This is a genomic window from Paenibacillus sp. J31R30 (assembly GCF_059692115.1).
This window is the reverse complement of the sequence record NZ_JCAUAV010000002.1, coordinates 73,548-99,235: the sequence shown is the minus strand read 5'-3', so window position 1 is coordinate 99,235 and position 25,688 is coordinate 73,548. Positions and strand designations below refer to the sequence as shown.

The following is a 25,688-nucleotide window of genomic DNA, read 5'->3' as shown; positions in this document are numbered from 1 at the left end:
CTATTCCTCCATTTTCAAGCGGTAAAGGCGGCTTCGGAAATCGCCTTTCCAGATCGGCAAATTAAGACCAACGTGCATGAGCTCATCTCCACCAAATATTTCCACACGTTCACCCTGTTCTCCCGCATCATAAAGTGAATAATTGCTCTCTGGTGCAAGGCCCTTCAATCGCAATTTCCTGAGAGGTGCGTTCGGTTCCGACAACACTTGAAAAAAAGCAACCAAAGCTTCCTTCTTATCCTCGGAAACGAACATCCAAGCCGCGCTAGCATGTTCAAAAGGGCTGATCAGTCGGTAAAATTCACCGAACTGGATCAGGGGCCGCAAGTGTTTATACAGAGCGACTTGCTCCTTCACGGCTTCCTTGTCCGCATCTGTGAAAGTAGTCAAATCTAGCTCATAGCCGAAGTTACCCGACATCGCCACATGTCCGCGCATTTCAAGCGGCGTCATACGATGCACCTGATGGTTAGGGACGGCGGAAACATGAGCGCCCATCGTGCTGATTGGATACACGATACTCGTGCCATATTGAATTTTCAGCCGTTCAACGGCATCCGTATTATCACTCGTCCAAGTCTGTGGCATGTAGTGGAGCATCCCTGGATCGAACCGCCCGCCGCCGCCGGAACAACTTTCGAACAATACGTTCGGAAATGCAGAAGTTATCCGTTCCATCACATCGTAAAGCCCCAGCATATAACGATGTGCCGTTTCCCTCTGCCGCTCTGGCGGGAGCTGTGCAGAACCGATTTCCGTCATATTGCGGTTCATATCCCATTTCACATACGTGATAGGACTGTTAGCAAGAATATCGGTGATGACCTTCACGATGTAATCTCTGACATCTTGACGCGAATAGTCCAGAATCAACTGCTGCCTCGCTTCTGTCCTCCGCCGACCAGGCACATGCAGACACCAATCGGGGTGGGCTCGATACAGGTCACTGTCTGGGGACACCATTTCAGGCTCAAACCATAGACCGAACTCTAGCTCTTGCTGCTTCACACGGCTTACCAAGTCCGGCATGCCTTGCGGGAGCTTGTTTCGATCAACGAACCAATCGCCGAGCGAACTTTTATCATTGTCACGTTTGCCGAACCAACCATCGTCCAGCACAAGTAGCTCTAAACCGAGCTCCTTGCCTACTCGTGCAAGCTCTTCAATTTTATCCGCGTTAAAATTGAAATACGTGGCTTCCCAGTTGTTGATCAGAATCGGCCTGTGACGATCACGGAATTGTCCTCGGCATAACCGTGTGCGATACAGCTTGTGATAGGTGCGCGACATCCCGCCGATGCCTTCCGCAGAATACACGAGAACCGCTTCGGGTGTCTGGAAGGCTTCCCCAGGCTCCAAGAGCCATGAGAAATCAAACGAATTAATGCCCATCACGACACGGGTCGTTCCATAAGGGTCCACTTCGGCTTGAGCAACAAAATTCCCGCTGTAGACAAGGCTGAATCCATAGACTTCTCCGTGATCTTCATCCGCTGGTTTGGAAAGCAGCGCCATGAATGGGTTTAACGAATGGCTGCTGGACCCCCGACGGCTCTCAATCACAGATCCGCCTGTTACAAGGGGGCGTCGCTCGATATGACGCTCACGCGCCCATGTGCCAGATAAATGAAGCATATCGAAATCACTGCGTGAAATATCAATTCCGAAGCTCAATGCTCGCAGCAGCTTGATGGACTGATTCCCCTCATTGATGAACCGAACAGACCGGGTAATCGCATTCAAATCACGAAATACCGTATAGGTAAGAATGACTTTTAATCCGATGATCGGATCTGCCAAAACGATATCGAGACTCTCTGTTTCGCTATCATCCTCCGCATAAGTCGATGGCAGTCCCTCTAGCGGTGCTTTGCCCGCGTAAATCCGGTGGGACTCATAGACGAGTTCACTGACCGTTGTGCCGTTTTCCATTTGAACCTGATAGGCTGGAACTCGAAAATCACTCCCTCCATATCCCGGATATTCCTGCGGCAATGTGTCTAATGACAGGGATAGATCGTCCGGATCCGTGGATGGTGAGAAGGAACAGCGACGTCGCATAGCGAGCAATCCTCCCAGATTGCTGCCACGTACTTGGCGCCCCCAATGAACGTGGGCTACGTATTTGGATTTGATCAGCTGCATGATATAGCTCGATGACTTCCCTTGAAGATGGAAGGTTTGCGAATTCGAATCGTACACAATCCCCATTTTGACGCGTCCCCTTTGTGCGTATTAAACCTTGAGATGCTTCCAAGCCCCGCGTTTAAACCTCAAATAAATCAGATTCGATCGGAGAAATTGATCACTTGCAACTGCACTCCATAAACCGATCATGCCCCAGTGGAAGATATATACAAACAAATAACTTAGTACAACCCTGATTCCCCACACGCCAATGAATGTTGAAAATAAGGGATAACGGGTATCTCCAGCCCCTCGTAACGCGCCGCCAAGTACAAATTGCGATATTTGAGATACTTGGATAAAACCTACAATACGAAGAGCCCAAGCCCCTTCACGAATAATCCTTTCGTCATTCGTATACAGCGTTAGAATATGCGGAGCGAATAAAATAAAAAGCGCCCCCATAAAACCAGCCACGATCATGCCGTACTTCCGGACCTGCCACACATATCGTTCGGCGAGATCGGGTTTGTTTACACCAAGCGTTTGCCCAACTAGCGTTGAAGCTGCGATAGCAAAGGCAGCCCCCGGCATAAACGAGATGCCAATGATGCTCGTTACAATTTGCGATGCCGCCACGGCAACGGTACCCAATCCAGCGCAAATTTTCACAAACGTCATAATCCCTAATCGCATAATCAATTGCTCAAGACTGCTCGGAATACCAATCCGCAGCATACGGCTAATCATGGCTTTATCCAAACGGCTTATCTCTGACCAACCGATGCGGACCTTAAATCTTCCGCTGAACATGACAGCAATAAAACAAGTCATAGCTCCGGTCTGAACGACCAAAGTAGCGATTGCCGCACCCGTAATGCCCATTTGCGGTAAATCGAGATGACCATAAATCAGCACAAACCCGAGGACAACATTCACGCATCCTGTCAGCACATTGATTTTCATCGGTGTTCGTGTGTCTCCCGAACCTCGCAGAATAGCAGATAAAGCAGATGAGATTGAGGAAAAGCCAATGGAGAAAAACATGATCTTCGCATAAGGTAGTCCAACTTGAATGACCTCATCACTAGCGCCCATCAGTTGAAGCAGACTCTCCGCAAAGGTGACACCAAGCGCAACAATAAGGACAGACAGGACTGTGCCCAGCATAAGCGATTGCCCTGCCGCCAAATTCGCATCCCCCATCTTCCCCGCTCCGGTGGATCGGGCGACGATAACGGTTGTTCCTGTATTCAGCGCTGCAAAAAGAACAGTCAACAATAAATAAGGTTGGCTTGTTAAGCCAACAGCTGCAACGGCAACGGCCCCGAGGTGTCCAACTAGAATCATCATCACCATTTGGGTTGCGTTCATGAGCAGCATTTCCGTCAAAGACGGACCTGCCAGTTTGAAAATCATCCGGCGAATGGCTTTATCATCCTGTGGATCAATGGAGGCGGATTCGCTGACCAACGCTGCATCTGCACTCATGGCCTGCCCGCCATTAGATGTTCCATCCAGGCAAATAAGCTTTCGTATTGTGCAGCATCTGAGCGAACAATACTTCGGCATCGTGGATATCGATCGTCACAAGCGGATCGTTGATAAACGCTTTGAAGGCTAAGTCTTTGTCCTTTTGAAGAGCAGCCTTCAGAATAAGCTCCTGATTCATCGTATGCTGCAGGACTAGATTATTAACTTCCATCGGAAGCTCACCTGCATAAACCGGACGCAAGCTGTTCGCAGAGAATACGGCATTCGTTTCAACAACTGCTCCCATCGGAATACCTTTCATTTGTCCAACGTTAGGAACGTTAATATTGGTTACAAATTGTTCAAGTCCGATTAGACCTTTTAACTGTCTAACTTCTTCTTCGCCTGATGTCTTGAGCGGCAGTTTCTCCTCACCACTAAGCAATTTGCCGTAAAACAACTCCGTTGCAGCATGCTTCTCGACACGACTTTGGACCGTCGTTAAACCGAACTTCCAGGAACGAACCGTCTCCGGATCTTTCAAATACCAAGGAGGCATGAATTCCGCCAAGTGACGGTCACCTGCCGCTGCAATAACCCCATAACGCCGAAACAAATCAAATTTCACGCGATTGGCCGCTGTATACGTGTTCGTAACCCAGGCATCTTTGTTATGCTCGAAACCGGATTCGTAATATTTATCAACAAATTTTCGATACATCGGAAGTAAATCTATATTGTGATACGTCGCCTGATCGATCCAAGTAAAATGGTTAATACCCAGCACATTCACTTTCACTTGATCGCGGTGTACGCCTTCAATGCCTTCCATATCGCGCAGCATGCGAATTAATAACCCTTGCACACCGAATATTTCATGACAGCAGCCAATGGCTTTAATGTTGGGAAATACTTCGTAAAGCGTGCGCGTACAGAGCGTCATTGGGTTCGTGTAATTAAATACCCAGGCATCAGGGGAGTATCGTTCGATCGCTTGTGCAATTTCCACATACATCGGGATGGTGCGAAGTGCTCTGAGCAGCCCCCCTGGTCCAGTCGTATCCCCAACGGCTTGGTAAATGCCGTATTTCTCCGGCGCATGGACATCGGATTCCATTTCTTCGAATGTGCCTGGAAGAATCGAGATAAACACAAAATCGCATCCATTCAACGCCTCTTGAAGCGTCGGATACGCTTTGTATGTCCATTTGGATTTCGTCTCAGCATAATCAGAGACCGAGTTACCCAGCTTTTCATTATTTTTGGCTTTGCCGTAATCAAGATCATACAAACGAATCGTGCCCGATAATTGACCATCCAGCGCCAAATCGGCAATCAGATTTTTGGCCCAATACATCGAGCCGCCGCCAATATAAGCGATTTGAATATCGCTGACCTTCTCTTGAGCAAATTTCATGTTGTGCCTCCTCAGGGAATCGTTCTGCTTTAGCAATCAGTATAGAAAACAATTCCGCATTGCGGGATGGCAAAAATTAAGTAGGGTTGTGATTTTTTACACTTTTGTATGCAGAGAAAACAAAAAAACGCCGGCCCCCTCTAGAGGACTGGCGTTACATGACGGATGCAAGATTGGAAAGTGAGAAGGGAACGAGGATGCGCTATTGCGGCTAAATACGGTGAAATGAACAGCTCAAGGGAACTACAGTGCCTTATTTTGCCGAATAATGCCAAAAATCACGAAAATCGAATAAATAGCGTACCTACGTTCCGCTTGGTCCCAATATCAATCGATTTCGAATAAATAGCGCATCTAGGTTCCCTTTCAACCTTGTCATGTTACTATTCTCCCCATTGACTTCGAGCTTACAGCAGCCGCTGTAAGCGTAAAATCGTAAACCGGTTGCGCACGAACAGCGCATCCTGTAGCGACGCCTCCACCAGCGCTGGCTCCACGCCAAGCTGGTCCGGCGTCACCGGCCCCTGCACCGCCGCGAGCCACGCAGCAAGCAGCGAAGGCGCCGGAACCCCGCGGGCGATGTGCTGCACATCGCCCCAACAAGCTGCGATGCGCGCCTGCAGCGCACGCGCATCAACCCCCATCGCCGACGCATTCTCGGCGATGATCGCCTCAGCCATGGCCCCGTAGGCTGCCCGGATGCGTTCCGCATCCGTCTGCGCACTCGGGGCCTGCCGCCCCGCTAGGCGCGTAGCGGCCTCGTCGGCCGTGAGCGTGAGCAGCGCCTGATAGCGCTGCGCCATGAGCACGGTCGCGACGCCGACCTTCGCGCCGTGCAGCAGCGCCCGGCGGCGCTGCTGCAGAAGCACCATCTCCCAATAATGGGAGAGATGGTGCTCAGCCCCGGAGGCCGGCCGCGAGTGGCCGACCAAGAGCATGGAAAGGCCGGAGAGGATCAGGCCTTCCATTAATCGACGCATGCCCAGCTCGGTGCGCTGCGCAATCTCTTCCAGATGTGCGGTGCAGAGCTCCACCGCCTCCAAGGTCAGACGAGCGCTGAGCTCGCAGTAGTGCTCGTCCAGCAGCACGCGGCCGAGCGCCCAGTCCGCGAGGGAGGTGTGCTTGCCGAGCATATCGCCGACGCCGGCGGCAATCATCGCCTGCGGCGCCGAAGCGAGGATGCCCAAATCGGCGAAGATCGCCTCGGGCGCCGAGCAAGGAATCGTCTGCTTGAAGCCGCGAACGATGAGCGGCGCGCCCACAGAAGCAAACCCGTCAACGGACGGCGCTGTCGGCACGGAGAGAAAAGGGCGATTCGTTCGGTGACTAACGAATCGTACAATGTCATGAATCGTCCCCGTACCCACGGCGATCAATACTCGTGAAGTAGTCGACGTGTCCAGCATCAACTGAACAATAGCTTCCTCATCAGCAGCGACTTCCCCTATCCCGTTCTCGCGAATCACGCTCAAGCCAACGCTCACCTGCGCTTCTTCCAACAACGAGCGAAGCTTTTCTCCCGCCACTGCATACGTATTCGCGTCAGCAACAAGCGTTACTTCTTCATAGCTATTTTCTTTCACATAGCCGACAACATCACCCAACGCACCTCTTTCAATCACAATTCGGCGAATCGGAACTTCATGCTGCTGTCCACAGGCACATTTGAAGCTTTTGCCCAACCAGTCATTCAACAATTCACTCACATCTCTCAACTCCCCACATGTACATCTCCACCCCAATTCTAGCTCAACATATGCTATAATTAAAGCCATTCTGTCAGACTTTTTGCATGAAAAGAGGAGAATAGACCCTCATGCCGATCCAAACTGAAACCGAGCTCTATGCACCGATAAAACAGTTCTTCGAGCAGCGTGGCTATACCGTCCGCGGGGAAGTAAAGCACTGTGACTTAGTGGCCATTCGTGGCGATGAGCCTCCGGTTATCGTTGAATTGAAAAAAGGCTTTAATATCCCGCTTCTCGTTCAAGGCATTGAACGCTTGAAGCTTACGCAAGACGTATATGTCGCCTTCGAGCTTCCTAACAAGGGAAAAGCCCCCCACCGCTTACAATGGGAGGATATCCGTCGACTTTGTCGCATGCTGGGACTCGGTGTCCTAACTGTCCAATTCTACAAACGCAAAAAGCCCACAGTCGATCTCGTCTGTGAGCCTACACCTTATACACTGCGACCGAACAAACGGGCTTCTGGCAAGCTGATGACCGAATTCCATGAGCGCAGCGGCGACTATAATGTCGGCGGCAGCTCCCAGCAGAAGCTCATGACCGCGTACCGCGAGAAATCCCTGCATTGCGCCTATCTCATGCAGCATCTCGGTCCACTCAGTCCACGCAAGCTGCGTGAATTAACCCATAACATGAACGTCAGCTCGCTTCTACAGCAAAACTACTATCGTTGGTTTGTGAGACAAAGCCGCGGCATCTATCATCTTACGCCAGGCGGTGAGAAAGCCCTACAAGAGTATGCTCACGTAGTAACAGCTTTCCCGGCCGTGTCTAAGACCGAATAACAACCCGATGCACATTCGCTTCCTCATTCATCCGCAGCAGCGCTTTGTTCATCCAAATCGCCGCCTGTGATCCTTCCCCCATCGCGATTGTCACTTGCTCCGCATGAACGCCAACATCGCCTGCGGCCCAAACGAACGGGATACTCGTCATTTTACTCCGGGGATCGGTCATGATATGCCGATTCTCCATGCGTTCCGCGCCAAGCTGTCGCGCCAAATCTGACTTCACTTCATTTCCGCCGAAGGCAATGAAACCTCGCTCTGCTTGCAGCATCCAGCCATCATTCAGCAGGACCCCCTTGAATCGTCCAGGCGAATCCACCATGACCTCATTAAGATCTTCCGTCACATAGGTGATGCCCTTATTCTTCATTTCCAGCAGAAACTCGCTTTTCACAGCCCGATTTTGGTGATTTACATAGATCATCTTGTCCGTGCGGTGGCGAAGCTTAATCGCCATCGCTGCTCCTGCATCGCCCGAGCCCATCACGAGCGTACTTCTATCCTTTATCTCATACCCATCGCAATCCGGGCACACATATACCGTAAGTCCCAAGCATTCCTTCAAATTTGGCAATTCAGGCATACGGTCCATTAAGCCCGTTGCTAACAGAAGCGTCCTTGCCTCATAGCCGCGACCGCTTTTTCCCCATAGCTCGAAGCCATCACCGATTCTTCCCTTCGCGACAGCCTGTACAACTTCATCCTGGACAAAAGCAACACCTAACTTCTCAGCTTGCTGTCTGCCTAATCGCCGCAGTTCCTCACCCGATACCCCGTCTGGCCAACCTAGAATATTATGATAGCTTCTGCATAGGGTAGAGCGGCCATAACCAGCGTCAATTACAAGTACTTTATGCTCATATCTGCCTAGCTGAATCGCCGCTTGAAGTCCAGCAATGCCTCCTCCGACGATAATACTGTCTACTTTCTCCATTTGCTTAATGCCCCTCTTCTCCAATTCACTACCAACTAGGATAACCGAATTGAGGGACAATCATCCTTATAAAGGTTGTTCAAAAAGTCCACTTTTGATCACGAAGTAGTCCAAGAAGCATATTCGACATCGAATATTGAATTCAGCCGGAACTTCCGGTGCTCACGTAGCTTCCACTACGCTCCGCTCCTCACTTCCTAGCTTCTCGGTGCTGAAAACCGGACTTTTTGAACTCTCACTTACTTACCTATTGATTCTTGAGCGACCAGACGATACCAAACTGCGTTAGCGCGGCTATCAGCAATATCCAAGGAATGAGGCCGCCATCCAAGTCGCTGCCGAAGGTAATGAGCACTAGGATCGAAATGACCCGCCCCACATTCAAGAAAAATTCCCGAACGACTACGCTTTCTACTTTTAATTCACCTTTTAGTGGAAGCCTTGCGATCAAGCTATAATAGTAGCCCGTCATCGTATTCCCTTGAAGCGGTGCAAAGATCGAATACAGAATCATAAAGCCGACCACGGACCACACATTTAAACTTCCGATAATACAGGAAATTCCCACAAGATAGCCTACTGTCGATATCGTTAAATACAACCTCGCTCTGCCCGCGTTTGCATATTTGGAAATAAAGATCCCCATAACGATACTTAAACTCGAATACAGTACACCGAGATACCCGACCAAATCTTCACGCGGCAGCACCTTGAACAAAAGAATGTTGGGTAAAAACAACATCGTCCCCTGGAGTAATCCCATGCCGAAAAAGCCTAGCAGCGCTTTGGACCACTCTTGCTTTTTCTTCATGATGAGCCCAGTATATTTTAAATAGTACACGCGGTGATGACCGCCTAAAGCTTTTATTTTCATAGAAATGATCGCAGCCAGTAAGAACATGAAGAAAGCAATCGAGAAGACGATCGTATATCCGCTTAGACCTACTTTTAAACGAATAATGAAGCCAGCAAGTGCCGGTCCTGCAAGCGTAGCCGCTGTGAAAAACATCATATTATATGCGAGATAACGTATCCGATTCTGCTCGGTTGACACATCATACATAAGGGTTAAATAGCCCACCCAGTAGAAGCTGCCTGCGAGTCCATTAAAAATCGCAAACAGGACGTAATAATCAACAAGCCGCTCCCCAGCAATACTCACACATAAATAGAAGAGACCAATCAGGACAATACCAAGCCGGTACGCTACCATGCGATCCTTCTTCTTAATCATGTAGCCGCCAATAGCGAATCCAATCGGTGTTAGGATATAAACGATCATACTGTATGTACCATTCACGACAACACTATGCGTTAACCGCCATAGGTATAAATTAAGAAACACCCCTGACATGGAAGCTCCGAATTGAAAAATAGAATGAATAAGTAGGGAAATAACCGCTTCACGAGACAGCCTTTTCTCAAGTGGCATGGAATTGTCGCGGCTTTGTTGCCATGCTCTAATTTTTAGAATCATGATAGACCTCCAGTCCTCTTCATTGTAACAGCCATTGTCACATCTGTTAAACAGCAAAAAGCCTCAGCATTGGCGCTGAGGCTTTACGTACGTCTAGATTCGGGTTACTTCTTAAGGCTATCCCATGTTTTCTGGAATTCTTCCAACATTTGATCCTTCGTATACTTCTTCGCAACATATCCTTGCATAACATCTCCGAATTTCTTACTGGATGCTTCCCCACCTGGGAATTTGAACCAGTTCCAGCTCAATGTTTTACCAGCTTTGCTGTAAGTAATAATGTCTGCTGCTAATGGTCCAAGTACTTTCTCGTCAGCAGGAATCGTTTTGAAAGCAGGGATAAACTTAAACTCTTCCGTGATATATTTCTTACCGATATCGGAGCTAACCATCCAATTCAAGAATTTCTTAGCTTCGTCTTTAACTGCGGAGTTTTTGTTGACAACCCAGTTATTCGGTACGCCTACGAACAATTTGTCGTTCGCTGCTGCGTCATCGCTGATCGGCATTGGCAAGAAGCCAATTTTGATGTCTGGATTTGTTTTGGAAATTTGAACTTGTGTCCAGTTACCTTGTTGCGTCATAGCCGCTTTACCCGTAGCAAAATCCGTTACTTGTGTATTGTAGTCGGTTTGCAATGGGTTTTTGTTGCCGTATTGCAATTGCAGGTCAAACAATTTCACCCATTGGTTGAACACTTCGTTGCCTGTAATCTTCGATGTGCCTTTGTTCAAACCATCGATGAACGCATTTGGATCTTTTTGATATGCAAATGGAAGGTTTACGAAGTGGTTACCAAGTACCCACCACTCGGCATAGCCTGTTTCAAAAGGTGTGATCCCTGCATCTTTTAGCTTTTTAGCTGCTGCTTCTAATTGAGAGAACGTTTTTGGAAGCTCTGTGATGCCCGCTTTTGCAAAAAGGTCTTTATTATATTGGAAGCCATAACCTTCAAGGTTAAGCGGTTGACCGTATAGCTTTCCACCCTTAGTCATTGGCTCTTTTGCAACGTCTACAAGATCTTTCACCCAAGGTTGATCCGATAGATCTTCCAAGTTATCGATCCATTTATCTAGATCTGTGAAACCACCGTTGTTGAAAATATCCGGTTTGTCACCTGCGTTAAATTTCGCAAGAAGGGCTGCACCGTAATCAGCTCCACCGCCGACAGTGTCGACTTGAATTTTCACATTTGGATTCAGCTTCTGATATTCTTGCACCATTTTGCCAAGCTGATCTGCGATCTCTACTTTAAATTGGAAAATTTTAATAGTAACTGGCTTGCCGCCTGCAGCAGGCGTTGTTGTTGCTGTTGATGATCCTGAAGTTGGAGCAGGACTTGCTGTCTCGTCTTTTTTACCGCAACCAGCTGCGAGTACGGATAAGGACAATACAGCCGCCATTGAGACCATTGTTAATTTTTTCATTTAGGTAATGCCTCCCTTTATTATGCTTCCTCTTGTAAACTCTTCTTGCTTTGCTCTTTGCGTTGCTTCCTTACAAGATTCATTGTAAACACTTACATCGTGCCTTAACACCGAGTATATTGAACATAAAGGTGGAATATCTTGCACATATTTGCAATTTTGTCATCCCTTTACTGATCCTGCTGTAATCCCTTCAACAATGTGCTTTTGTAAGAACAAGAAGAAGATCACGATTGGCAACACACTTAATGTTAACCCCGCAAGAGCTAAATCCCACTGCTTCGTATATTGTCCGAAGAAGGAGAACGTGGCAAGCGGAATGGTTCGCAGCTCTGGATTGCCCAGTACTAGCGAAGGGAGCAAATAGTCATTCCAAATCCATAGGCTGTTTAGAATGATAATCGTAATCGACATCGGCTTGAGCAGCGGGAATACGATTTTCCAAAACACCCCATATGCTGAGCTGCCATCTACTTTGGCTGACTCCTCAATTTCCAGTGGAATGGACTTGACGAAGCCATGATACAAGAACACATTTAAGGAAACACCGAATCCGTAATAGCATGCAACCAATCCAAGCTTACTATCCATCAACCCTACTTGACTGGCTACCCGAACAAGTGGAATCATGATGGACTGGAACGGGATAACCATTGCAGCAACGAATGCCAAGAAAACAAGATTATTGAACTTCGTAGACTTTCTCACCATGCGATACGCCGCCATAGATGAAATGATTACGAGGCCCACATTAGCCAATACGGTAATGAACAGCGAGTTAAAGAACGCTTTCGGAAACTTCATGATACTCCATACTTTGGTGTAGTTATCCAGATAAAGCGAGCTAGGAAGCTTAGCCGTATTCGCTGCGAGTTCGGGAAAGGTCTTCAAGGAATTCGCGATCACGAAGTAAAACGGCACCAAGAACAGTAAAGCAACTAGAATGCCAAGTACTTCAAAGGCAAATAATCGACTTGTATATTTTTTGACGGAATCCATTAGATCTCAACCTCCTTGCGCTTGGTGTACATCACTTGGATGGTTGAAATGATGGCAACCACAATGAAGAATACGAGAGCTTTCGCCGTTCCTAAACCGTAGCGATTGTTACGGAAAGCTTCTTGATAAATATTAATTGAAACCGATTCGGTTGAATTGAAAGGTCCACCTTTTGTTAGGGAGAAGTTCAAATCAAAGATTTTGAATGACCACGATATCGTCAAGAACAAACAGACGGTGACAGCGGGCATAATGAGCGGTACGATGATACTGCGCAGTACTTGCAAGCGAGAAGCGCCATCAATGTACGCAGCTTCCAGCATATCCTTGGGCACATTGGATAGGGCTGCGATGTAGATGATCATAAGATAGCCTGCACCTTGCCAGACACTAACTATGACGATTGCCCAGAAAGCGGTTGATGAAGTCCCTAGCCACGGAAGCTCGAAAAATCCGATACCCGTTAGGCTCCCTACAGTTGCAAAGCCTTTGACGAAGATAAACTGCCAAATAAAACCGAGCAGCAAGCCTCCGATTACGTTAGGCATAAAAAAGATTGTGCGCAGCACATTCCTTGTTTTCAACGCCTGCGTTAGCAATAACGCTAATAAGAAACCTACAAGGTTCGTAAGAATCACATTCGTTACCGTCAAACGTGACGTGAAGCTGAAGGCGTTGCGATAATCCTTATCATGGAATAGGATTTGCTTGAAATTGTCCAACCCGTTGAAGGTTACATCTGTCGTTACACCATTCCATTCTGTGAATGAATAGTAGATACTCATCAGAAAAGGAACGAGAACAATGATACAAAAGAATAGCAATGCTGGGCCAATAAACACCCACTGCTGCAGCCATCCTGAAAGCATTTTTTTCGTTTTCACTGGGAAATCCCCCTTACCATTTTACTTCTATTCTTCAAGTATAGAGATCTGCCTTCACCTGAAACACTGACGATGGTGATGCATTAGGTGGAATTTGTTGACCTCTCCTGCTACAATGTAGGGGAAAATCCCATTATAGAAACCGAGCTGATGAAGCCTGATACGACACAGTATTCGTAATAAATTGATCTTATTTCTGCTAATTGCCACTCTTGTGCCTTTCCTTACCTCCCTTTTGGTCTCCTATTTCTTCACCAAACAGAAAGTGACAGAAGATACGCTAACCAACAATTCCGCCTTACTCTCACAAGGTAAAACGAATCTCGTGAACTATCTGGATGGTGTAGTTCAAGCTTCCTTAACGATTTACTCAGGGAGGAATCTTGATGAACTTGACCCCTTTTATGATATTCTTCAAATGCAACGCGAGATCGATTATATGAGTGATAAAGTAATTAGAAGCGGTCTGCAGGTCATGTCACACTCTGTAAAAGAAATCAAACAAATTTACCTGTATGCATCGGTCGGTAATCGTTCTTTTCTCTCTCAGAATGACATTCAAGTAAGCACGGTTGGTAAATATGAAGAGTTACAGCCGTTCCCTGCGGACAAACTTGTGTATTTCGAAACAACGCACCAGAGCAACTTATATGGCATGTCACTCTCTGCATATTCTAACCCAACCCCAGTTATTTCTATGCACCGCAACATCATGTACTCTCCCAGCAATCAATCAATCGGCGAGCTTGTCATTGATTTGAATTTGGACTTAGTCTCTGATATTGCCCAAGGCCTATTCACCCATAATCAAGAGGAGCTCTACATTTTAGATGAAACGGGACATATCGTATTCGGTCCAGATCCAAGTCAATGGGGACTTCCATTAAAGGACAATTGGGGCGATGAGGCTGTTCACAGTACCCTTGACAAAGGCAGCTATGAATGGTCGAAGGGTGCTTTTGCAGGGATTAATATGTATGAGAAAATGCGTACAGACTATCTGAACTGGACGATTGTCAAGCGTCTTCCCTATGAGCAGCTCACCAAGAACGCTCGGCAATTGACCTTCATTAACGCCCTTATTCTTTCCTTCTCTATGCTGATTGTCATGGCGGGGACGGTGTTTATTAGTATTCGTTTCACAGCTCCGATCAAGCAGCTGATTCGTTATATTACAAGAATTCAGACGGGGCAAGTTGGGCTTGGCGATCCTCATAGTGACATTGAGTTGGCGAGGGTCGATGAGATGGGCATTCTCGCGAATCGTTTCCATGGGCTTATGCAGGACTTGAATCAAATGGTAATGCGCGAATATCGGCTGGAGCTGGCGAATAAATCGAATCAGCTGATGGCACTGCAAGCGCAAATTAACCCGCATTTCCTGAATAATGCCTTGCAATCGATCGGAACGCTGGCTTTGCAGCATGAAGCACCTAAGATTTACGCGTTGATTAATTCGTTAGCCAAAATGATGCATTACAGCATGAATACCAACGAATCTGTCGTTCCCTTACGGAAAGAAATCGATCATATCAAGGCTTATTTGGAGCTGCAGAAGCAGCGTTTTGAACACCAATTTGATATTTTCTACGATATTGAAGATGGAACCCAAGCTTTCTCTGTGCCTAAAATGATCCTTCAACCGCTTGTCGAAAATTATTTCAAGCATGGGTTTAAACCAAGCCATTCGCAGGATGTGGGGATATTGCGCATCGCATCTGAGAGGCTGATCACCCCGGAGGGAGACTTCTTACAGCTCACCGTAGCAGATAATGGGATCGGGATGACAGATCAGCGTATGAGCGAGGTCCGCAATCGATTAAAAGCACCATCCGTCACAGATGATTCCTATATTGGACTCCGCAATGTCCTAACGCGCGTCCAGCTTTATTTCAATGATGATGCATCGCTGGAGATTGACCATGTGCATCCCCAAGGCCTGCGGATCGTCATCCTTATTCCGATGAAAAAGGGAGTTACCTGATATGAAAGTACTGCTAGTAGATGATGAGAAGCATGTTCGTGACGCGATTCGTTTACTCGTGAATTGGAAGCAGCATGGGATTGATACGATCTTAGAGGCGCCTGACGGTGAAGCTGCTATTGCGTTGATTCGCAGTGAGCATCCTGAGATTATTATGACCGATATGATGATGCCCCTCATGAACGGTGTCAAGCTGTTAGAGTGGCTGCATCGTTATGCGCCTGATTCCAAAACCATTGTCATCAGCGGCCACGACGACTTCTCTTTACTTCGACACACAGTGAAGTTTGGCGGAACGGATTATATTCTGAAACCGATTGATCCGGATCAGTTAAATGAAGCTTTGGATAAAGCGATACAGTCTTGGCACAAGGATGAAGAGCAAAGGCATGCCAACCGAGAACTAAATATCGAGGTGAATCAATTCAAACCGATTTACTGGGACAAGCTGCTTTCAGCGCTAATCACAGAACCCAGTACCTATGAACCGGTGGCTGACCAGCTGGAGCGCGAGCTTCATTTATCGAGAGGTCTTACATCGTGTCGTGTTGCCATTCTTTCCTTAGATACGATGGAAGCCAGTATTAAAAATAAATTCAGTCAAAATATCGATCTCCTTGCCTTCTCATTGATTAATATTTGCAATGAGTTTCTCGTCACGCAGAAGCGCGGCTTCGCATTTCGGCATTGGCATAATCCGAATGAAATCGTGCTTCTCCTATGGTCGTCCCCATCCATGGCAGAAGAGCTGCTGGCGACGATTAACGATGGCATTCGAACCGCGCTGCATACCCGTGTGGACTTTGGGATTGGGAGTGCACACAGTTTCCCCGCTCATTTGAAGCTAAGCTATCAGGAAGCGCGTGATGCGCTAAGGCACCGTAATTTGAAAGCCAAAGAAACGTGGATCCATAATACCTGGCATACTTCCAAAGGGTCACAAATTACACTAACTTTTCACCAATTTGAGGAGCAAATTCATCTGGCTCTGCGTAGTGGGAATGAGGAGCAGATCCAGGATATCGTTCAGCTATGGATCGATGCAATCCGAAGCTGTGAGATCATTACCCCTGAACAATTAGAACATTGGTGGGGAGAATATCGGGTGATGATGCGCCGCTGGATTCAGCAGCTCATACCGAATACCCGAGAAGAAGAGGTTCATCCATTGCTCGTTGAGGATAGTGCAGCTGCGATCATTACGCTCGACGAGCATGGCATCATATCCCTATCCCTCTGGCAGCAAGAGCTGACCCGCAGCCTCGTACAGGTATCCAAGCTTCACCTGGAGAGTCAGCACAAGGATAATAATGTGATTTTCGAAATCGCCAGCTTTCTGGAGAAGCATTATCATGAAGATATTTCCCTTGCGGATATTGCCAGCCGCTTCTATCTCAGCCGTGAGTATATTTCACGCAAGTTCAAGCAGGAATTTGAAGTCAATCTCTCTGATTACTTAGGTCAAATTCGGATGAGCAAGGCCAAGGTACTGCTCTGCAATCCGAATCTACGCATTTCACAGGTTGCTGAGATGGTTGGCTATCAGGATGAGAAATATTTCAGCAAAGTTTTCAAAAAAATGTCAGGCATGACCCCCAATGAATATCGAAAAACAACGAATTCTATCTAAACTTCCGAGAAAATATTGGAATATGCTATACTAGTAGTAAGAGGTGATTTTCATGAGTATGCCCATTGAGAATGTATCGGCGAATTCTTTTCCCCGCACATCAAAGGCAACCAGGGTCAAGAAGAAAACGTACGTCCTATTATTTGTGGGTTGGGCCATGCTGATCGCAGTCGGAGTAGCAGCTACGATGATGTACACCGAGCATCTGAGGCAACAAATATCGACCGATATCGCACAGCAAACCCAGCAGCAATTACAAGTCATTCAACAAGACTATCAGAAGCAAGTCTCTCAATTGAAGGATAGTGTAACTTCCGATATGAAGACTTTGCAAGCCAAAGTAGATTCATTGAATGAACTATTGGCTTTCACCAAAGATAGCGCTAACAGCAAGACCGATAATAGCAATCAACTGTATACGCAGCTAGCTGACGTCAAGAAGAAGCTAGATGAGCTGACCAAAAATCTGGATGTGTTGAAATAATGACAGCGAATTCGATTCAGCAAATCAATCGTGTCATGTTGCTAGCTTGCGCACCGTTTCTGGGAATGCTGATTTGGCTGCTCTTCGTCTCCTTACATATTTCCATTCCCTTAAAGGCTCCAGATGCTTTGGCACCGGTCAATTTTCATCAAGAAACGCTTGCGATGAACAACCTGCTTACCCAAGCGAATACAGATGCGGTCCAAACCAAAACCATTATTCAGCAGTATTTCCAGCTGTACGAGAAAAGCACCGCGGAAGTAACAGCTATGCTCCAGAGCGCGGCTTCACAAGTCGCCAAACCCGGACTTATCTACGATGCGCGTATTACAGGCAAGCTTGGCAGCCCAATCCGCCAAGCAACTTCAGGCAATATCGACATTCAGCTGTTTGCTTTGAATGAAAAACATTATTCAGGTTATGCTCTTAAAGTAAACCTGAAGAGCGATAAAGCCATTAAGCTCGTCTTGGGAAATGACAAACTCGGCTCCAGTGAAACAACGTTAGCCGCTGCTTCTCGCTATGGCGCCGTTGTTGGGATCAACGCTGGCGGCTTCGCGGACGACAATCGTGGAAGGCGCTATCCGCTTGATACCACCGTTATGAATGGGAAATATGTCAACGGCTTCTTTCCCACCAATAACGACACGGCCTTCATCGGCTTGAACAAAGACCGCAAGCTGATTGGCGGCAAGTTCAGCTCGCAGTCAGAGCTCGACAAGCTGAACCCTCTCATGGGTACGACCTTCGTCCCTGTGCTGATCAAAAATGGCAGCAAGCTGTCCATTCCATATCAATGGCAGAGCTCACCGGCTAGAGCAGCACGAACGGTAATGGCCAATTATAAGCATGACCAGCTGTTGTTCCTCGTCACGGACGGCTACGACGAAAGCGGGAATTCTGGCGCTACGTTGGCAGAGCTGCAAGACAAGCTGCAGCAATTAGGCGTCGTGGATGCTTATAATTTGGATGGAGGCGGCTCTACGACGTTAGTCTGGGGAGGAAGCGTGATCAACCGTCCTTCGGATGGCAGACTGCGACCACTAGCTACGAACCTTTTGTTTTTCAAATGACCCAAATTATTCACACAAAATTCGTTTCTTTTTTGGGGATGGTTGGGTATAATAAGCCTTAACTATGTGCAAAATGCTCTTTAACCCTATAGGAGGTGCAGCAATGTTCGGTTTATCCACAACATTTTGGCTCGTTAATGCCGTTTTTCTACTATTTCTCGTCGCAATGATGACGGCTTCCTATAACGAGGACAAAACAAAGGGCCTTTAATTGAAGAAAAAAAGCATCGCCTTCTCCATTCGGAGGTAGCGATGCTTTTTCTTTTCTAACTACTAGGCTCTCGCCTTAAGCAGGTTCATTTCAGTTATACAAACGCCGCAAATATAACGTTCTTTGAATTCACTGACACTTTCCATGCTACCGCAGAACACACATTTCGGACGATACCTCTCGAGAATGATATGGTCACCCTGTACTAGTATTTCGACAGGATCTCCTTCGTTCATTTGGTATCGCTTTCGTAGCGATTTAGGCAATACGATTCGTCCCAATTGATCGACTTTACGTACGACTCCAGCTGGCTTCATCATAGGACTTCACCTCTCTTTTCCCAGACGTTTTCTACGTTTCCGGCAATTTCACTTCGACCAACATAGCAATTCGAGCTTACCGATACTATTCGCCGTGTTTCACGAAATTCCTTCTGCTTAGGCCCAGAAAACTTTCTTTTCTTGTCAAAAATGTCGGTTCAGCCCTAAAAAATATAGGTCGTGAGAATCCCTACTCAAGACCTATAAACCCAGTCTGGCGCAATCCCTCATATAGGATAATAGCCGCAGAGTTGGAAAGATTTAACGATCTCACCGCATCGGACATTGGCAACCGAATTAGCGTTTCTGGATGCTGACGCAATAGCTCCTCCGGAAGCCCTTTGGTCTCCTTGCCAAACACGAAGAAATCGCCGTCTCGGAAGGTAAAGTCCGAGTAACGCTTGCTCGCTTTCGTCGATGCAAAGAAAAATCGATGCCCCTCGTACGCCGCCAAAACCTCATCGAATGAGTCGTGGTAGTCAATCTTTACAGAATGCCAATAATCAAGTCCAGCTCGCTTCAGCGTCTTATCATCGGTATCAAAACCAAGAGGGCGTACCAAATGAAGATGAGTGCCTGTTGCCGCACATGTTCGTGAAATATTGCCTGTGTTCGCAGGAATTTCGGGTTCTACTAATACAATATGAAAAGCCATCTCTGTTCATTCACCTCAATATCTATCCTATTATAATCAATGTTGGATTGCAATTTAACACAGCGTTAACTTTATCTTAATATCGCGATGATAGAGGTACGTCATAATAGAGTTATCCTTCATTAAAAGGAGTCTACCTAACGATGAAAAAGAAAATTCTTATTGTTGATGACGAGCCATCTATCTCAATGCTTATTGAATTCAACCTCAAGCTTGCCGGTTTCGAGGTACACTGTGTATTCGACGGGGAAGCTGTCTTCGGTGCGATTCAATCGTTCCGCCCCGATCTCATCGTCCTTGATCTCATGCTGCCCAAAATGGACGGCTTACAGGTATGCCGTAAACTTAGAAGCCAGAACAACCTTGTCCCCATCATTATGTTAACAGCCATGCAAGATCTTACCGATAAAATTGCCGGTTTAGACAACGGCGCAGATGATTACATGACAAAACCATTCTCACCGTTGGAACTCGTTTCTCGTATTCAAGCGATCCATCGTAGGATCCAGACTTTACCTTCCACCACGGAAGAAGCACCTATCTCGATTGGCCAAATCTCTGTCAAAGCAGAGCAACGCGAAGTGACGATGAATGGCGCGCCAATCGAGCTTACGCCGAAGGAGTTCGAGCTGCTTCTTTTCCTCTGCAAGCATCGCGGTAAAGTGCTTAGTCGACAACAGCTGCTTCATGGCGTCTGGGATTATCACTTCCTTGGCGATACGCGCATCGTTGATGTCCATATCTCACATCTGCGTGATAAGATTGAGCAAAATGCACGTCACCCTGAGTATATCATGACCATTCGAAACGTTGGCTACAAGCTGACGGAGCCTGTCATCAAAGAATCCTACGCTTAAGCCCCTTAAAGAGTTGGTTAACCACCTCTTTTCCATTAAAATAGCCTCAGCAAAGTAGAACTTCCTACTTCGCTGAGGCCTCTTTACTATATTAAGCTTTCAGTTCTGCTGCTGCTTGCTCAGCTTGTTTATGCTCCAACGATTCGCTTAAACGTTCTTTACTCATTAGAACCGCTGCTACGACAGCCAAGGCTGTTGGAATCAGTGCCCACATGAAGGTGTACGTAATCGAGGAAGATAACTCAGCCGTAATCTTGTCTAGAATAGGCGTAGGGATTTGGGCACGCATTTCTGGTGCTAGCAGAACCCTAGGATCACTGAATGCCGGATTATCCGACATGTTGCCCTGCCCACTCGCCGCGAAAATCTCTTTAAGCTTCGCTGTGAAATCATTCCGTTGAATGATCCCGAATAACGTAATCCCTAGCGTCATACCCAGGGAACGGACGAAGGATACTGTCGCGTTTACGGAACCTCGTTGCGACGGATCGAAGTGATGAATCGCCGAATTGGAAAGTACGGAGAAACTCGCACCAATACCAACCCCGACCACAATCATGCAAAGTGTCACAAACCAGCGGCTTGTATCCGGCTGAAGCTGCGTCAGCATGAACATACCTGCTGCTAGAATGACAACAAAGACCATCATAATGTTACGGTAAGGCATTTTGTTCATTAAGAAACCGCCACCCACGGCTGAGAACACGGAGCCTACCATCATGGGTAGTAGAACAAGTCCTGAATTGGTTGCTGTTCCGCCGAGCACACCTTGAATATAAATAGGGATATAGACGGATGCTGTGATAAAGCCCATACCACTCAATAAACCAAGCGCATTACTCGTCGTAAACAGGCGATTCTTAAACATTGGGAATGAAATAATCGGTTCAATGACTTTTCTTTCAATGAAAATAAAACAAATCGTAAGCACTGTAAAAGCTGCAAAAAGTCCGATAATAATGCTGGAATCCCACGCATATTCATTGCCGCCAAGCTCAAGAGCAAACATCATGCTGACAACGGCACCAACCAGCGTAACGGCACCCCACCAGTCAATCTTTTGTTTCGTATGGATCGGTGATTCTTTGTAGTAGATGGCAATAAAGATAAGCGCTAAGATACCAAGAGGAATATTCACATAGAAGACCCAATGCCAGTTAATATAATCCGTAATATACGCGCCAAGCAACGGCCCGAAAATACTGGATAAACCGAACACCGCACCGAACAAACCGCCTAGCTTCCCGCGTTGTTCAACAGGTACCGTATCAAACATGATCGTGAACGCAATTGGAATTAGCGCACCGCCACCGATCCCTTGCAGGGCACGGTAAATACTAAGCTGTACAATACTTTCTGCTGTGCCACACAGTATGGAGGCAACTAAGAAAACAATTAAGCCAAAAATAAAAAATCGTTTACGCCCGAACATATCGGACAGCTTTCCAAAGATCGGCATGCCCGCCATTTCAGCGACCATATAGGCGGATGTAACCCATACAAACTTATCGAGTCCGCCAAGATCTCCTACGATGGTTCCCATCGCAGTAGCAACAATGGTATTATCCATTGACGCCATCAACATTGCCAGAAGTAGACCTGCTAGTACAAAGCCTACTTTATTACCTTTATTCGTCATGCTTACACATTCCTTTACTTTTTGTTTTCGTTGTAACCCTTGAACTACAGACTTCCTACATCTTGCGGGATTCCATCACAATGGCACCCTTCTTCTTCTCAAGATGCACCTTGTATTCCACCAGATCAATTTCACAACCAGGACCAATGACGACTTGATTACCGCGAACAACCTTTGCTCTCGTATGCTCCAAGTAAATATCATCTCCTTCAATCACCGAAACCGTTACCGCGGCATGTGGCGAGGGTCTGAAGAAGAAGCTAAACGGGTGAAGCAAACTCGCTTTGCGGATTCTAATCTTCTCACCGCCGATTTCCTTCGCTGTGGAGTCTTGGAAAAGTCTAATATCGATCTCCCCAGCATTCAGTAGTCCTCCAACATCAAACATACCCTTCAGCTTAAAGACATCGACTTCGCAATCCCCTCCTGCAGCAATATGACCTTTTAGCGCGATCTGGGTGCCTTGCATATGGCCTTTGACTTCCACCATTCCTGAGCCAGTAAGCGAACCAATATCCGCATCACCGCTGATGCTCACCGTCCCCGAATTTTTCATTGTATCGCTTTGAACATTCCCCGTCAATGAAAATGTGCCCACAATGCCTGAATGGCCTGTCTGCAGATCACCTTCCATCTCTAAGGTGCCTATACATTTCATAAGACGACATTTCGTATCACCTTCAATGATGCCTTCTCCAACAATTTTCACACGATCATAGAGGCCTCCCGCCGCGGTCGAGCTGCCTGTAATGCTCAAATTACCAATTGTCGAACGTTTGTTTGTATCTATTCCCATTGTACATCATCCCCTCCTCTCTTTGCTACAATTTTTCGCTATGCTTCACTTTGGAGCGCTTATCTTGTTCGAGCTTCCCTGTGTATTCAATGAGTCCGATCTCACAGCCAGGTCCGATTGTAATATTTGCCCCTCTAACAACCTCAGCTGAAGTATACTCGAGGTAAATATGATCGCCTTCAATCGTTTGAGCCGTCAAATGATTGCCGATGGCCTTAGGCAGAATCTTCAACCAACGAACCAAATCAATCCCCGACTGCTTGCGAATTTGGATCCGTTCTCCGCCGATCTCCGCAATCTTGCAATGCCCATGCAGAGTAACAATGATGGTATCCGCATTGAGAGTGCCCATATGCAGCTTACCATTCGCTTTAAATTTCTCTGCCTCACAGCTGCCTGCTATTGTTGTCGCACCATTGATTTCAAGGCTTTCGCCGGCATAATTGCCATCGATCTTGACTCTGCCTTGAATTCGGGTACGCTCCGCCTTCAGATTGCCATGAATCGTCAGGATTCCATTCATCTCAGCTGTCTGAGACGAGATACTCCCATTCACTTCTGCTCGACCATGTAGAATAAAATCAGAGCAAGTAATATCACCTTCCAGACGTCCGATGCCATCTATTTTAACTGCACGAAAGCTCCCGCCGTTCGAAGAACCTAATCCGGAAATCAACAAATTACGTTTCGTGTCTGCCTGCATGGATGCCACCTCCTTACACCGTTGTTATTTTCAGCTTCAGCTCTTCTATTTTCTTTGCGATCTGTAAGCGCAGCACAACCTTGACACCATGCTCGAAATACAGCTCGCTGCCTGTCGTAACGAGTAAAAACACTGTTAAGCCCATTTTGCGGATAAAAATCAAATCACAGGGCTTGCCTTCAAATTTGGCATATTGCTCTTTCATCGTCAGGAGCAGGTGCTTTCCTTCATCTAAGTTCATTTCGCCAGATTGCAGGCAATCCTCTAATAGGAAGAGAAACAACGTTTCCTCAAAGCTAAATACCGCTGTAGCACTCAAAAATGGGGATGCATATTCAATCGTTTGCAGAGAAACAATGTTTCGTTTCACTAGCTCTAATTTGTCTATTTTTAAATCACTGGGAACGATCGAGAACACATCTGCTAATTCGTCCAACGATAAATCATCTTTCATATTAATAATTTTATCGATACGCGCAAGCATCTGCACCTTCGGGAAAAACGTTTCTTGACCTGTAAACGCTGATTTCCGAATAAACCATTCCTCAGGAACTAAGTTTTTCCGTTTCCATCGATATAACTGACCATAGGATATGCCGGTTAGCTCTAGCAGCTCTTTTTTCGAAATCAAATCCTCTTCCAATCTACACCCCTCCTTTGCCATTTCAATGTAACATAACATTGTTACGCTGTAAATCAGCCTTGAGACTGATCAAGAACACCCCCAGCAATCTTTAACTGTACATTCCTCCCTCCTATTCATCCTACCCCCACGTTTCCGTTATAACAGTCTCTATTTCACTCAGATTTTAGCTCGTTGCTGAGCCGAGCCTTACTCTATCCCCCCGACTCTCTCCAAATCCAGCGCAATCACTGCTCTTCTGAGCCTTGGGGATTGTGACCATAGACAATACTATCAGCACCATCCCGCTCCCTCAGGAACTAGCAAGCATTAGCAATCTGAGCCTTGGGGATAGTGGCATAGGAAGTCAACGCACAAAGAAACCCGCACTGCCAGATTCCCAAGAATCAGGTTGTACGGGTTATTCAAGTTATCTCATTTAAAATACAAAATCATCATCCGTCAAAGCCTCGACGTGAATCGTACGCACATAACCGTTTCCTTTTTTGGAGAAAAAGTCATGCTGCTTCGTCTTCGTGCTCAGTCCGTTCAGAACAATCGGGTTGATCTCCTCTTCCGGAAACATCGGCTCAACACCCAAATTCATAAACGCTTTATTCGCATTGTAGCGCAGGAATGCTTTCACTTCGTCCGCCAGACCCAGCGGTCCGTACAGACTGTCCGTGTAGCCTTCTTCATTCGCGTGAAGCTCCTTCAACAGCGCACACAATGTCGCGTATGCCTCATCTTGCTCAGCTGGGCTAAGCTCCGCGTAAACCTCTTGTGCCAGCACGCCGATGTATAACCCGTGGATGCTCTCATCGCGTAGAATCAAGTCAATGATTTCGCCGCTGCTCGTCATTTTACCTTGGCCAGCCAAATACAACGGATAGTAGAAACCGCTATAAAACAAATAGCTTTCCAGCAATACAGACGCAGCCATCGCTAGGTACAGCTCTTTGGTCGTATTAATATTTTCGTAATAATGGGAAATCTTATTCGCCTTAAACTGCAAGTGTGGATTCCGCTCCACCCATTGGAACAGCTCATTTATCTCTTCTGTCGTAGACAGCGTTGTGAAAATCGAGCTGTACGACTTCGCATGGATCTGCTCCATCATCCCCATGAAGCTGAGCACGGCTTTGCGTTGAAGTCCATCAACATGCTCAAGAATCTTCGGCATTCCAATGCCGCCTTGCATCGTGTCCAGCAAAGTCAGACCGCCAAGCACCTTCATATATAGTTCACGTTCAACGTTGCTGAGTGTAATCCAAGACATTTTATCATCAGACAATGGAATTTCTTCATCTGTCCAGAATTGCATGATATTTTGATTCCAGAACGTAATCGTAAAATCATCATCCGGCCGATTCCAATTCACCGCTTTTTTGACGATAGGTTTATTGATGGTTGGTGCACTTGTCATGAATGGTAATCCCC

The 25,688-nt window shown here is 46.8% G+C and carries 22 protein-coding genes; 6 read left to right on the top strand and 16 right to left on the bottom strand.

From position 1 onward, the window contains the following. The 4 genes from AC58QO_RS06430 to AC58QO_RS06415 form a co-directional block, all read right to left on the bottom strand. Entirely contained in the window at positions 1 to 2,211 is a 2,211-nt protein-coding gene (locus AC58QO_RS06430) for an alpha-galactosidase (protein ID WP_497264476.1), read from the bottom strand. A 24-nt stretch (positions 2,212 to 2,235) separates the two neighbouring features. Next, a complete protein-coding gene (locus AC58QO_RS06425) occupies positions 2,236 to 3,618 on the bottom strand; it encodes an MATE family efflux transporter (protein ID WP_497264475.1) in 1,383 nt (460 codons plus the stop codon). A 13-nt stretch (positions 3,619 to 3,631) separates the two neighbouring features. After that, positions 3,632 to 5,017 carry a family 4 glycosyl hydrolase gene (locus AC58QO_RS06420; RefSeq protein WP_497264474.1) on the bottom strand — a complete coding sequence of 462 codons (1,386 nt, stop codon included), beginning with the start codon at positions 5,015 to 5,017 and terminating at the stop codon, positions 3,632 to 3,634. Positions 5,018 to 5,424: 407 nt separating this feature from the next. Continuing rightward, positions 5,425 to 6,723: a sn-glycerol-1-phosphate dehydrogenase gene (locus tag AC58QO_RS06415; RefSeq protein WP_497264473.1), complete on the bottom strand. Its 1,299-nt coding sequence runs from the start codon at positions 6,721 to 6,723 to the stop codon at positions 5,425 to 5,427. 110 nt (positions 6,724 to 6,833) lie between these two features. Between AC58QO_RS06415 and AC58QO_RS06410 the strand changes: the two genes are divergently transcribed. Beyond that, positions 6,834 to 7,550, top strand: a complete 717-nt coding sequence (locus AC58QO_RS06410) for a DUF2161 domain-containing phosphodiesterase (RefSeq protein WP_497264472.1) — start codon at positions 6,834 to 6,836, stop codon at positions 7,548 to 7,550. On the opposite strand, the gene AC58QO_RS06405 is transcribed toward AC58QO_RS06410, so the two are convergent. The 5 genes from AC58QO_RS06405 to AC58QO_RS06385 all read right to left on the bottom strand — a co-directional run bounded on the left by AC58QO_RS06405 (position 7,537) and on the right by AC58QO_RS06385 (position 13,259). Further along, complete coding sequence (locus AC58QO_RS06405; RefSeq protein WP_497264471.1) at positions 7,537 to 8,487, bottom strand: NAD(P)/FAD-dependent oxidoreductase; 951 nt, start codon at positions 8,485 to 8,487, stop codon at positions 7,537 to 7,539. The genes AC58QO_RS06410 and AC58QO_RS06405 overlap by 14 nt on opposite strands. Before the next feature lie 247 nt (positions 8,488 to 8,734). Continuing rightward, positions 8,735 to 9,964 carry an MFS transporter gene (locus tag AC58QO_RS06400; RefSeq protein ID WP_497264470.1) on the bottom strand — a complete coding sequence of 410 codons (1,230 nt, stop codon included), beginning with the start codon at positions 9,962 to 9,964 and terminating at the stop codon, positions 8,735 to 8,737. 104 nt (positions 9,965 to 10,068) lie between these two features. Further along, entirely contained in the window at positions 10,069 to 11,391 is a 1,323-nt protein-coding gene (locus AC58QO_RS06395) for an ABC transporter substrate-binding protein (RefSeq protein WP_497264469.1), read from the bottom strand. A gap of 162 nt (positions 11,392 to 11,553) precedes the next feature. Beyond that, positions 11,554 to 12,390, bottom strand: a complete 837-nt coding sequence (locus AC58QO_RS06390) for a carbohydrate ABC transporter permease (protein WP_497264468.1) — start codon at positions 12,388 to 12,390, stop codon at positions 11,554 to 11,556. Continuing rightward, positions 12,390 to 13,259, bottom strand: a complete 870-nt coding sequence (locus tag AC58QO_RS06385; RefSeq protein WP_497265433.1) for a carbohydrate ABC transporter permease — start codon at positions 13,257 to 13,259, stop codon at positions 12,390 to 12,392. Before AC58QO_RS06385 ends, AC58QO_RS06390 begins: the two co-directional genes overlap by 1 nt. 199 nt (positions 13,260 to 13,458) lie before the next feature. On the opposite strand from AC58QO_RS06385, the gene AC58QO_RS06380 reads away from it, so the two are divergent. Genes AC58QO_RS06380 through AC58QO_RS06365 form a run of 4 tightly spaced genes read left to right on the top strand, consistent with a single transcriptional unit; the run spans position 13,459 to position 18,445 of the window. Beyond that, positions 13,459 to 15,258 (top strand): cache domain-containing sensor histidine kinase, encoded by a 1,800-nt coding sequence (locus tag AC58QO_RS06380; protein WP_497264467.1) that lies wholly within the window; start codon positions 13,459 to 13,461, stop codon positions 15,256 to 15,258. Between the two features lies 1 nt (position 15,259). After that, the gene (locus tag AC58QO_RS06375) at positions 15,260 to 16,888 is read left to right on the top strand and encodes a response regulator (protein ID WP_497264466.1); all 1,629 of its coding nucleotides are present in this window, start codon (positions 15,260 to 15,262) and stop codon (positions 16,886 to 16,888) included. Positions 16,889 to 16,940: 52 nt separating this feature from the next. Then, positions 16,941 to 17,372 (top strand): hypothetical protein, encoded by a 432-nt coding sequence (locus AC58QO_RS06370; protein ID WP_497264465.1) that lies wholly within the window; start codon positions 16,941 to 16,943, stop codon positions 17,370 to 17,372. Continuing rightward, positions 17,372 to 18,445, top strand: a complete 1,074-nt coding sequence (locus AC58QO_RS06365; RefSeq protein WP_497264463.1) for a phosphodiester glycosidase family protein — start codon at positions 17,372 to 17,374, stop codon at positions 18,443 to 18,445. Before AC58QO_RS06370 ends, AC58QO_RS06365 begins: the two co-directional genes overlap by 1 nt. A gap of 273 nt (positions 18,446 to 18,718) precedes the next feature. On the opposite strand, the gene AC58QO_RS06360 is transcribed toward AC58QO_RS06365, so the two are convergent. After that, the gene (locus AC58QO_RS06360; protein WP_497252147.1) at positions 18,719 to 18,973 is read right to left on the bottom strand and encodes an AbrB/MazE/SpoVT family DNA-binding domain-containing protein; all 255 of its coding nucleotides are present in this window, start codon (positions 18,971 to 18,973) and stop codon (positions 18,719 to 18,721) included. A gap of 193 nt (positions 18,974 to 19,166) precedes the next feature. Next, positions 19,167 to 19,631 carry a tRNA (uridine(34)/cytosine(34)/5-carboxymethylaminomethyluridine(34)-2'-O)-methyltransferase TrmL gene (gene trmL, locus AC58QO_RS06355; protein WP_497264462.1) on the bottom strand — a complete coding sequence of 155 codons (465 nt, stop codon included), beginning with the start codon at positions 19,629 to 19,631 and terminating at the stop codon, positions 19,167 to 19,169. Positions 19,632 to 19,774: 143 nt separating this feature from the next. On the opposite strand from trmL, the gene AC58QO_RS06350 reads away from it, so the two are divergent. Next, a complete protein-coding gene (locus AC58QO_RS06350) occupies positions 19,775 to 20,488 on the top strand; it encodes a response regulator transcription factor (RefSeq protein WP_497264461.1) in 714 nt (237 codons plus the stop codon). A 91-nt stretch (positions 20,489 to 20,579) separates the two neighbouring features. On the opposite strand, the gene AC58QO_RS06345 is transcribed toward AC58QO_RS06350, so the two are convergent. The 5 genes from AC58QO_RS06345 to nrdF all read right to left on the bottom strand — a co-directional run bounded on the left by AC58QO_RS06345 (position 20,580) and on the right by nrdF (position 25,674). Next, positions 20,580 to 22,127: an MDR family MFS transporter gene (locus AC58QO_RS06345; RefSeq protein ID WP_497264460.1), complete on the bottom strand. Its 1,548-nt coding sequence runs from the start codon at positions 22,125 to 22,127 to the stop codon at positions 20,580 to 20,582. Positions 22,128 to 22,182: 55 nt separating this feature from the next. Next, on the bottom strand, positions 22,183 to 22,923 hold the full coding sequence (locus AC58QO_RS06340) for a hypothetical protein (protein WP_497264459.1): 741 nt from the start codon (positions 22,921 to 22,923) through the stop codon (positions 22,183 to 22,185). 25 nt (positions 22,924 to 22,948) lie between these two features. Then, positions 22,949 to 23,626: a polymer-forming cytoskeletal protein gene (locus AC58QO_RS06335; protein ID WP_497264458.1), complete on the bottom strand. Its 678-nt coding sequence runs from the start codon at positions 23,624 to 23,626 to the stop codon at positions 22,949 to 22,951. Between the two features lie 13 nt (positions 23,627 to 23,639). Next, positions 23,640 to 24,269, bottom strand: a complete 630-nt coding sequence (locus AC58QO_RS06330; RefSeq protein ID WP_497264457.1) for a YhbD family protein — start codon at positions 24,267 to 24,269, stop codon at positions 23,640 to 23,642. A 418-nt stretch (positions 24,270 to 24,687) separates the two neighbouring features. After that, positions 24,688 to 25,674: a class 1b ribonucleoside-diphosphate reductase subunit beta gene (gene nrdF, locus AC58QO_RS06325; protein ID WP_497264456.1), complete on the bottom strand. Its 987-nt coding sequence runs from the start codon at positions 25,672 to 25,674 to the stop codon at positions 24,688 to 24,690. Positions 25,675 to 25,688 lie beyond the last annotated feature (14 nt).

Bases quoted from the DNA above. Each gene is read 5' to 3' on its own strand.
- AC58QO_RS06430 (WP_497264476.1), bottom strand. From the start codon at position 2,211: ATGGGGATTGTGTACGATTCGAATTCGCAAACCTTCCATCTTCAAGGG.
- AC58QO_RS06425 (WP_497264475.1), bottom strand. From the start codon at position 3,618: ATGAGTGCAGATGCAGCGTTGGTCAGCGAATCCGCCTCCATTGATCCA.
- AC58QO_RS06420 (WP_497264474.1), bottom strand. From the start codon at position 5,017: ATGAAATTTGCTCAAGAGAAGGTCAGCGATATTCAAATCGCTTATATT.
- AC58QO_RS06410 (WP_497264472.1), top strand. From the start codon at position 6,834: ATGCCGATCCAAACTGAAACCGAGCTCTATGCACCGATAAAACAGTTC.
- AC58QO_RS06405 (WP_497264471.1), bottom strand. From the start codon at position 8,487: ATGGAGAAAGTAGACAGTATTATCGTCGGAGGAGGCATTGCTGGACTT.
- AC58QO_RS06400 (WP_497264470.1), bottom strand. From the start codon at position 9,964: ATGATTCTAAAAATTAGAGCATGGCAACAAAGCCGCGACAATTCCATG.
- AC58QO_RS06395 (WP_497264469.1), bottom strand. From the start codon at position 11,391: ATGAAAAAATTAACAATGGTCTCAATGGCGGCTGTATTGTCCTTATCC.
- AC58QO_RS06390 (WP_497264468.1), bottom strand. From the start codon at position 12,390: ATGGATTCCGTCAAAAAATATACAAGTCGATTATTTGCCTTTGAAGTA.
- AC58QO_RS06385 (WP_497265433.1), bottom strand. From the start codon at position 13,259: ATGCTTTCAGGATGGCTGCAGCAGTGGGTGTTTATTGGCCCAGCATTG.
- AC58QO_RS06375 (WP_497264466.1), top strand. From the start codon at position 15,260: ATGAAAGTACTGCTAGTAGATGATGAGAAGCATGTTCGTGACGCGATT.
- AC58QO_RS06370 (WP_497264465.1), top strand. From the start codon at position 16,941: ATGAGTATGCCCATTGAGAATGTATCGGCGAATTCTTTTCCCCGCACA.
- AC58QO_RS06365 (WP_497264463.1), top strand. From the start codon at position 17,372: ATGACAGCGAATTCGATTCAGCAAATCAATCGTGTCATGTTGCTAGCT.
- AC58QO_RS06360 (WP_497252147.1), bottom strand. From the start codon at position 18,973: ATGAAGCCAGCTGGAGTCGTACGTAAAGTCGATCAATTGGGACGAATC.
- trmL (WP_497264462.1), bottom strand. From the start codon at position 19,631: ATGGCTTTTCATATTGTATTAGTAGAACCCGAAATTCCTGCGAACACA.
- AC58QO_RS06350 (WP_497264461.1), top strand. From the start codon at position 19,775: ATGAAAAAGAAAATTCTTATTGTTGATGACGAGCCATCTATCTCAATG.
- AC58QO_RS06345 (WP_497264460.1), bottom strand. From the start codon at position 22,127: ATGACGAATAAAGGTAATAAAGTAGGCTTTGTACTAGCAGGTCTACTT.
- AC58QO_RS06340 (WP_497264459.1), bottom strand. From the start codon at position 22,923: ATGGGAATAGATACAAACAAACGTTCGACAATTGGTAATTTGAGCATT.
- AC58QO_RS06335 (WP_497264458.1), bottom strand. From the start codon at position 23,626: ATGCAGGCAGACACGAAACGTAATTTGTTGATTTCCGGATTAGGTTCT.
- nrdF (WP_497264456.1), bottom strand. From the start codon at position 25,674: ATGACAAGTGCACCAACCATCAATAAACCTATCGTCAAAAAAGCGGTG.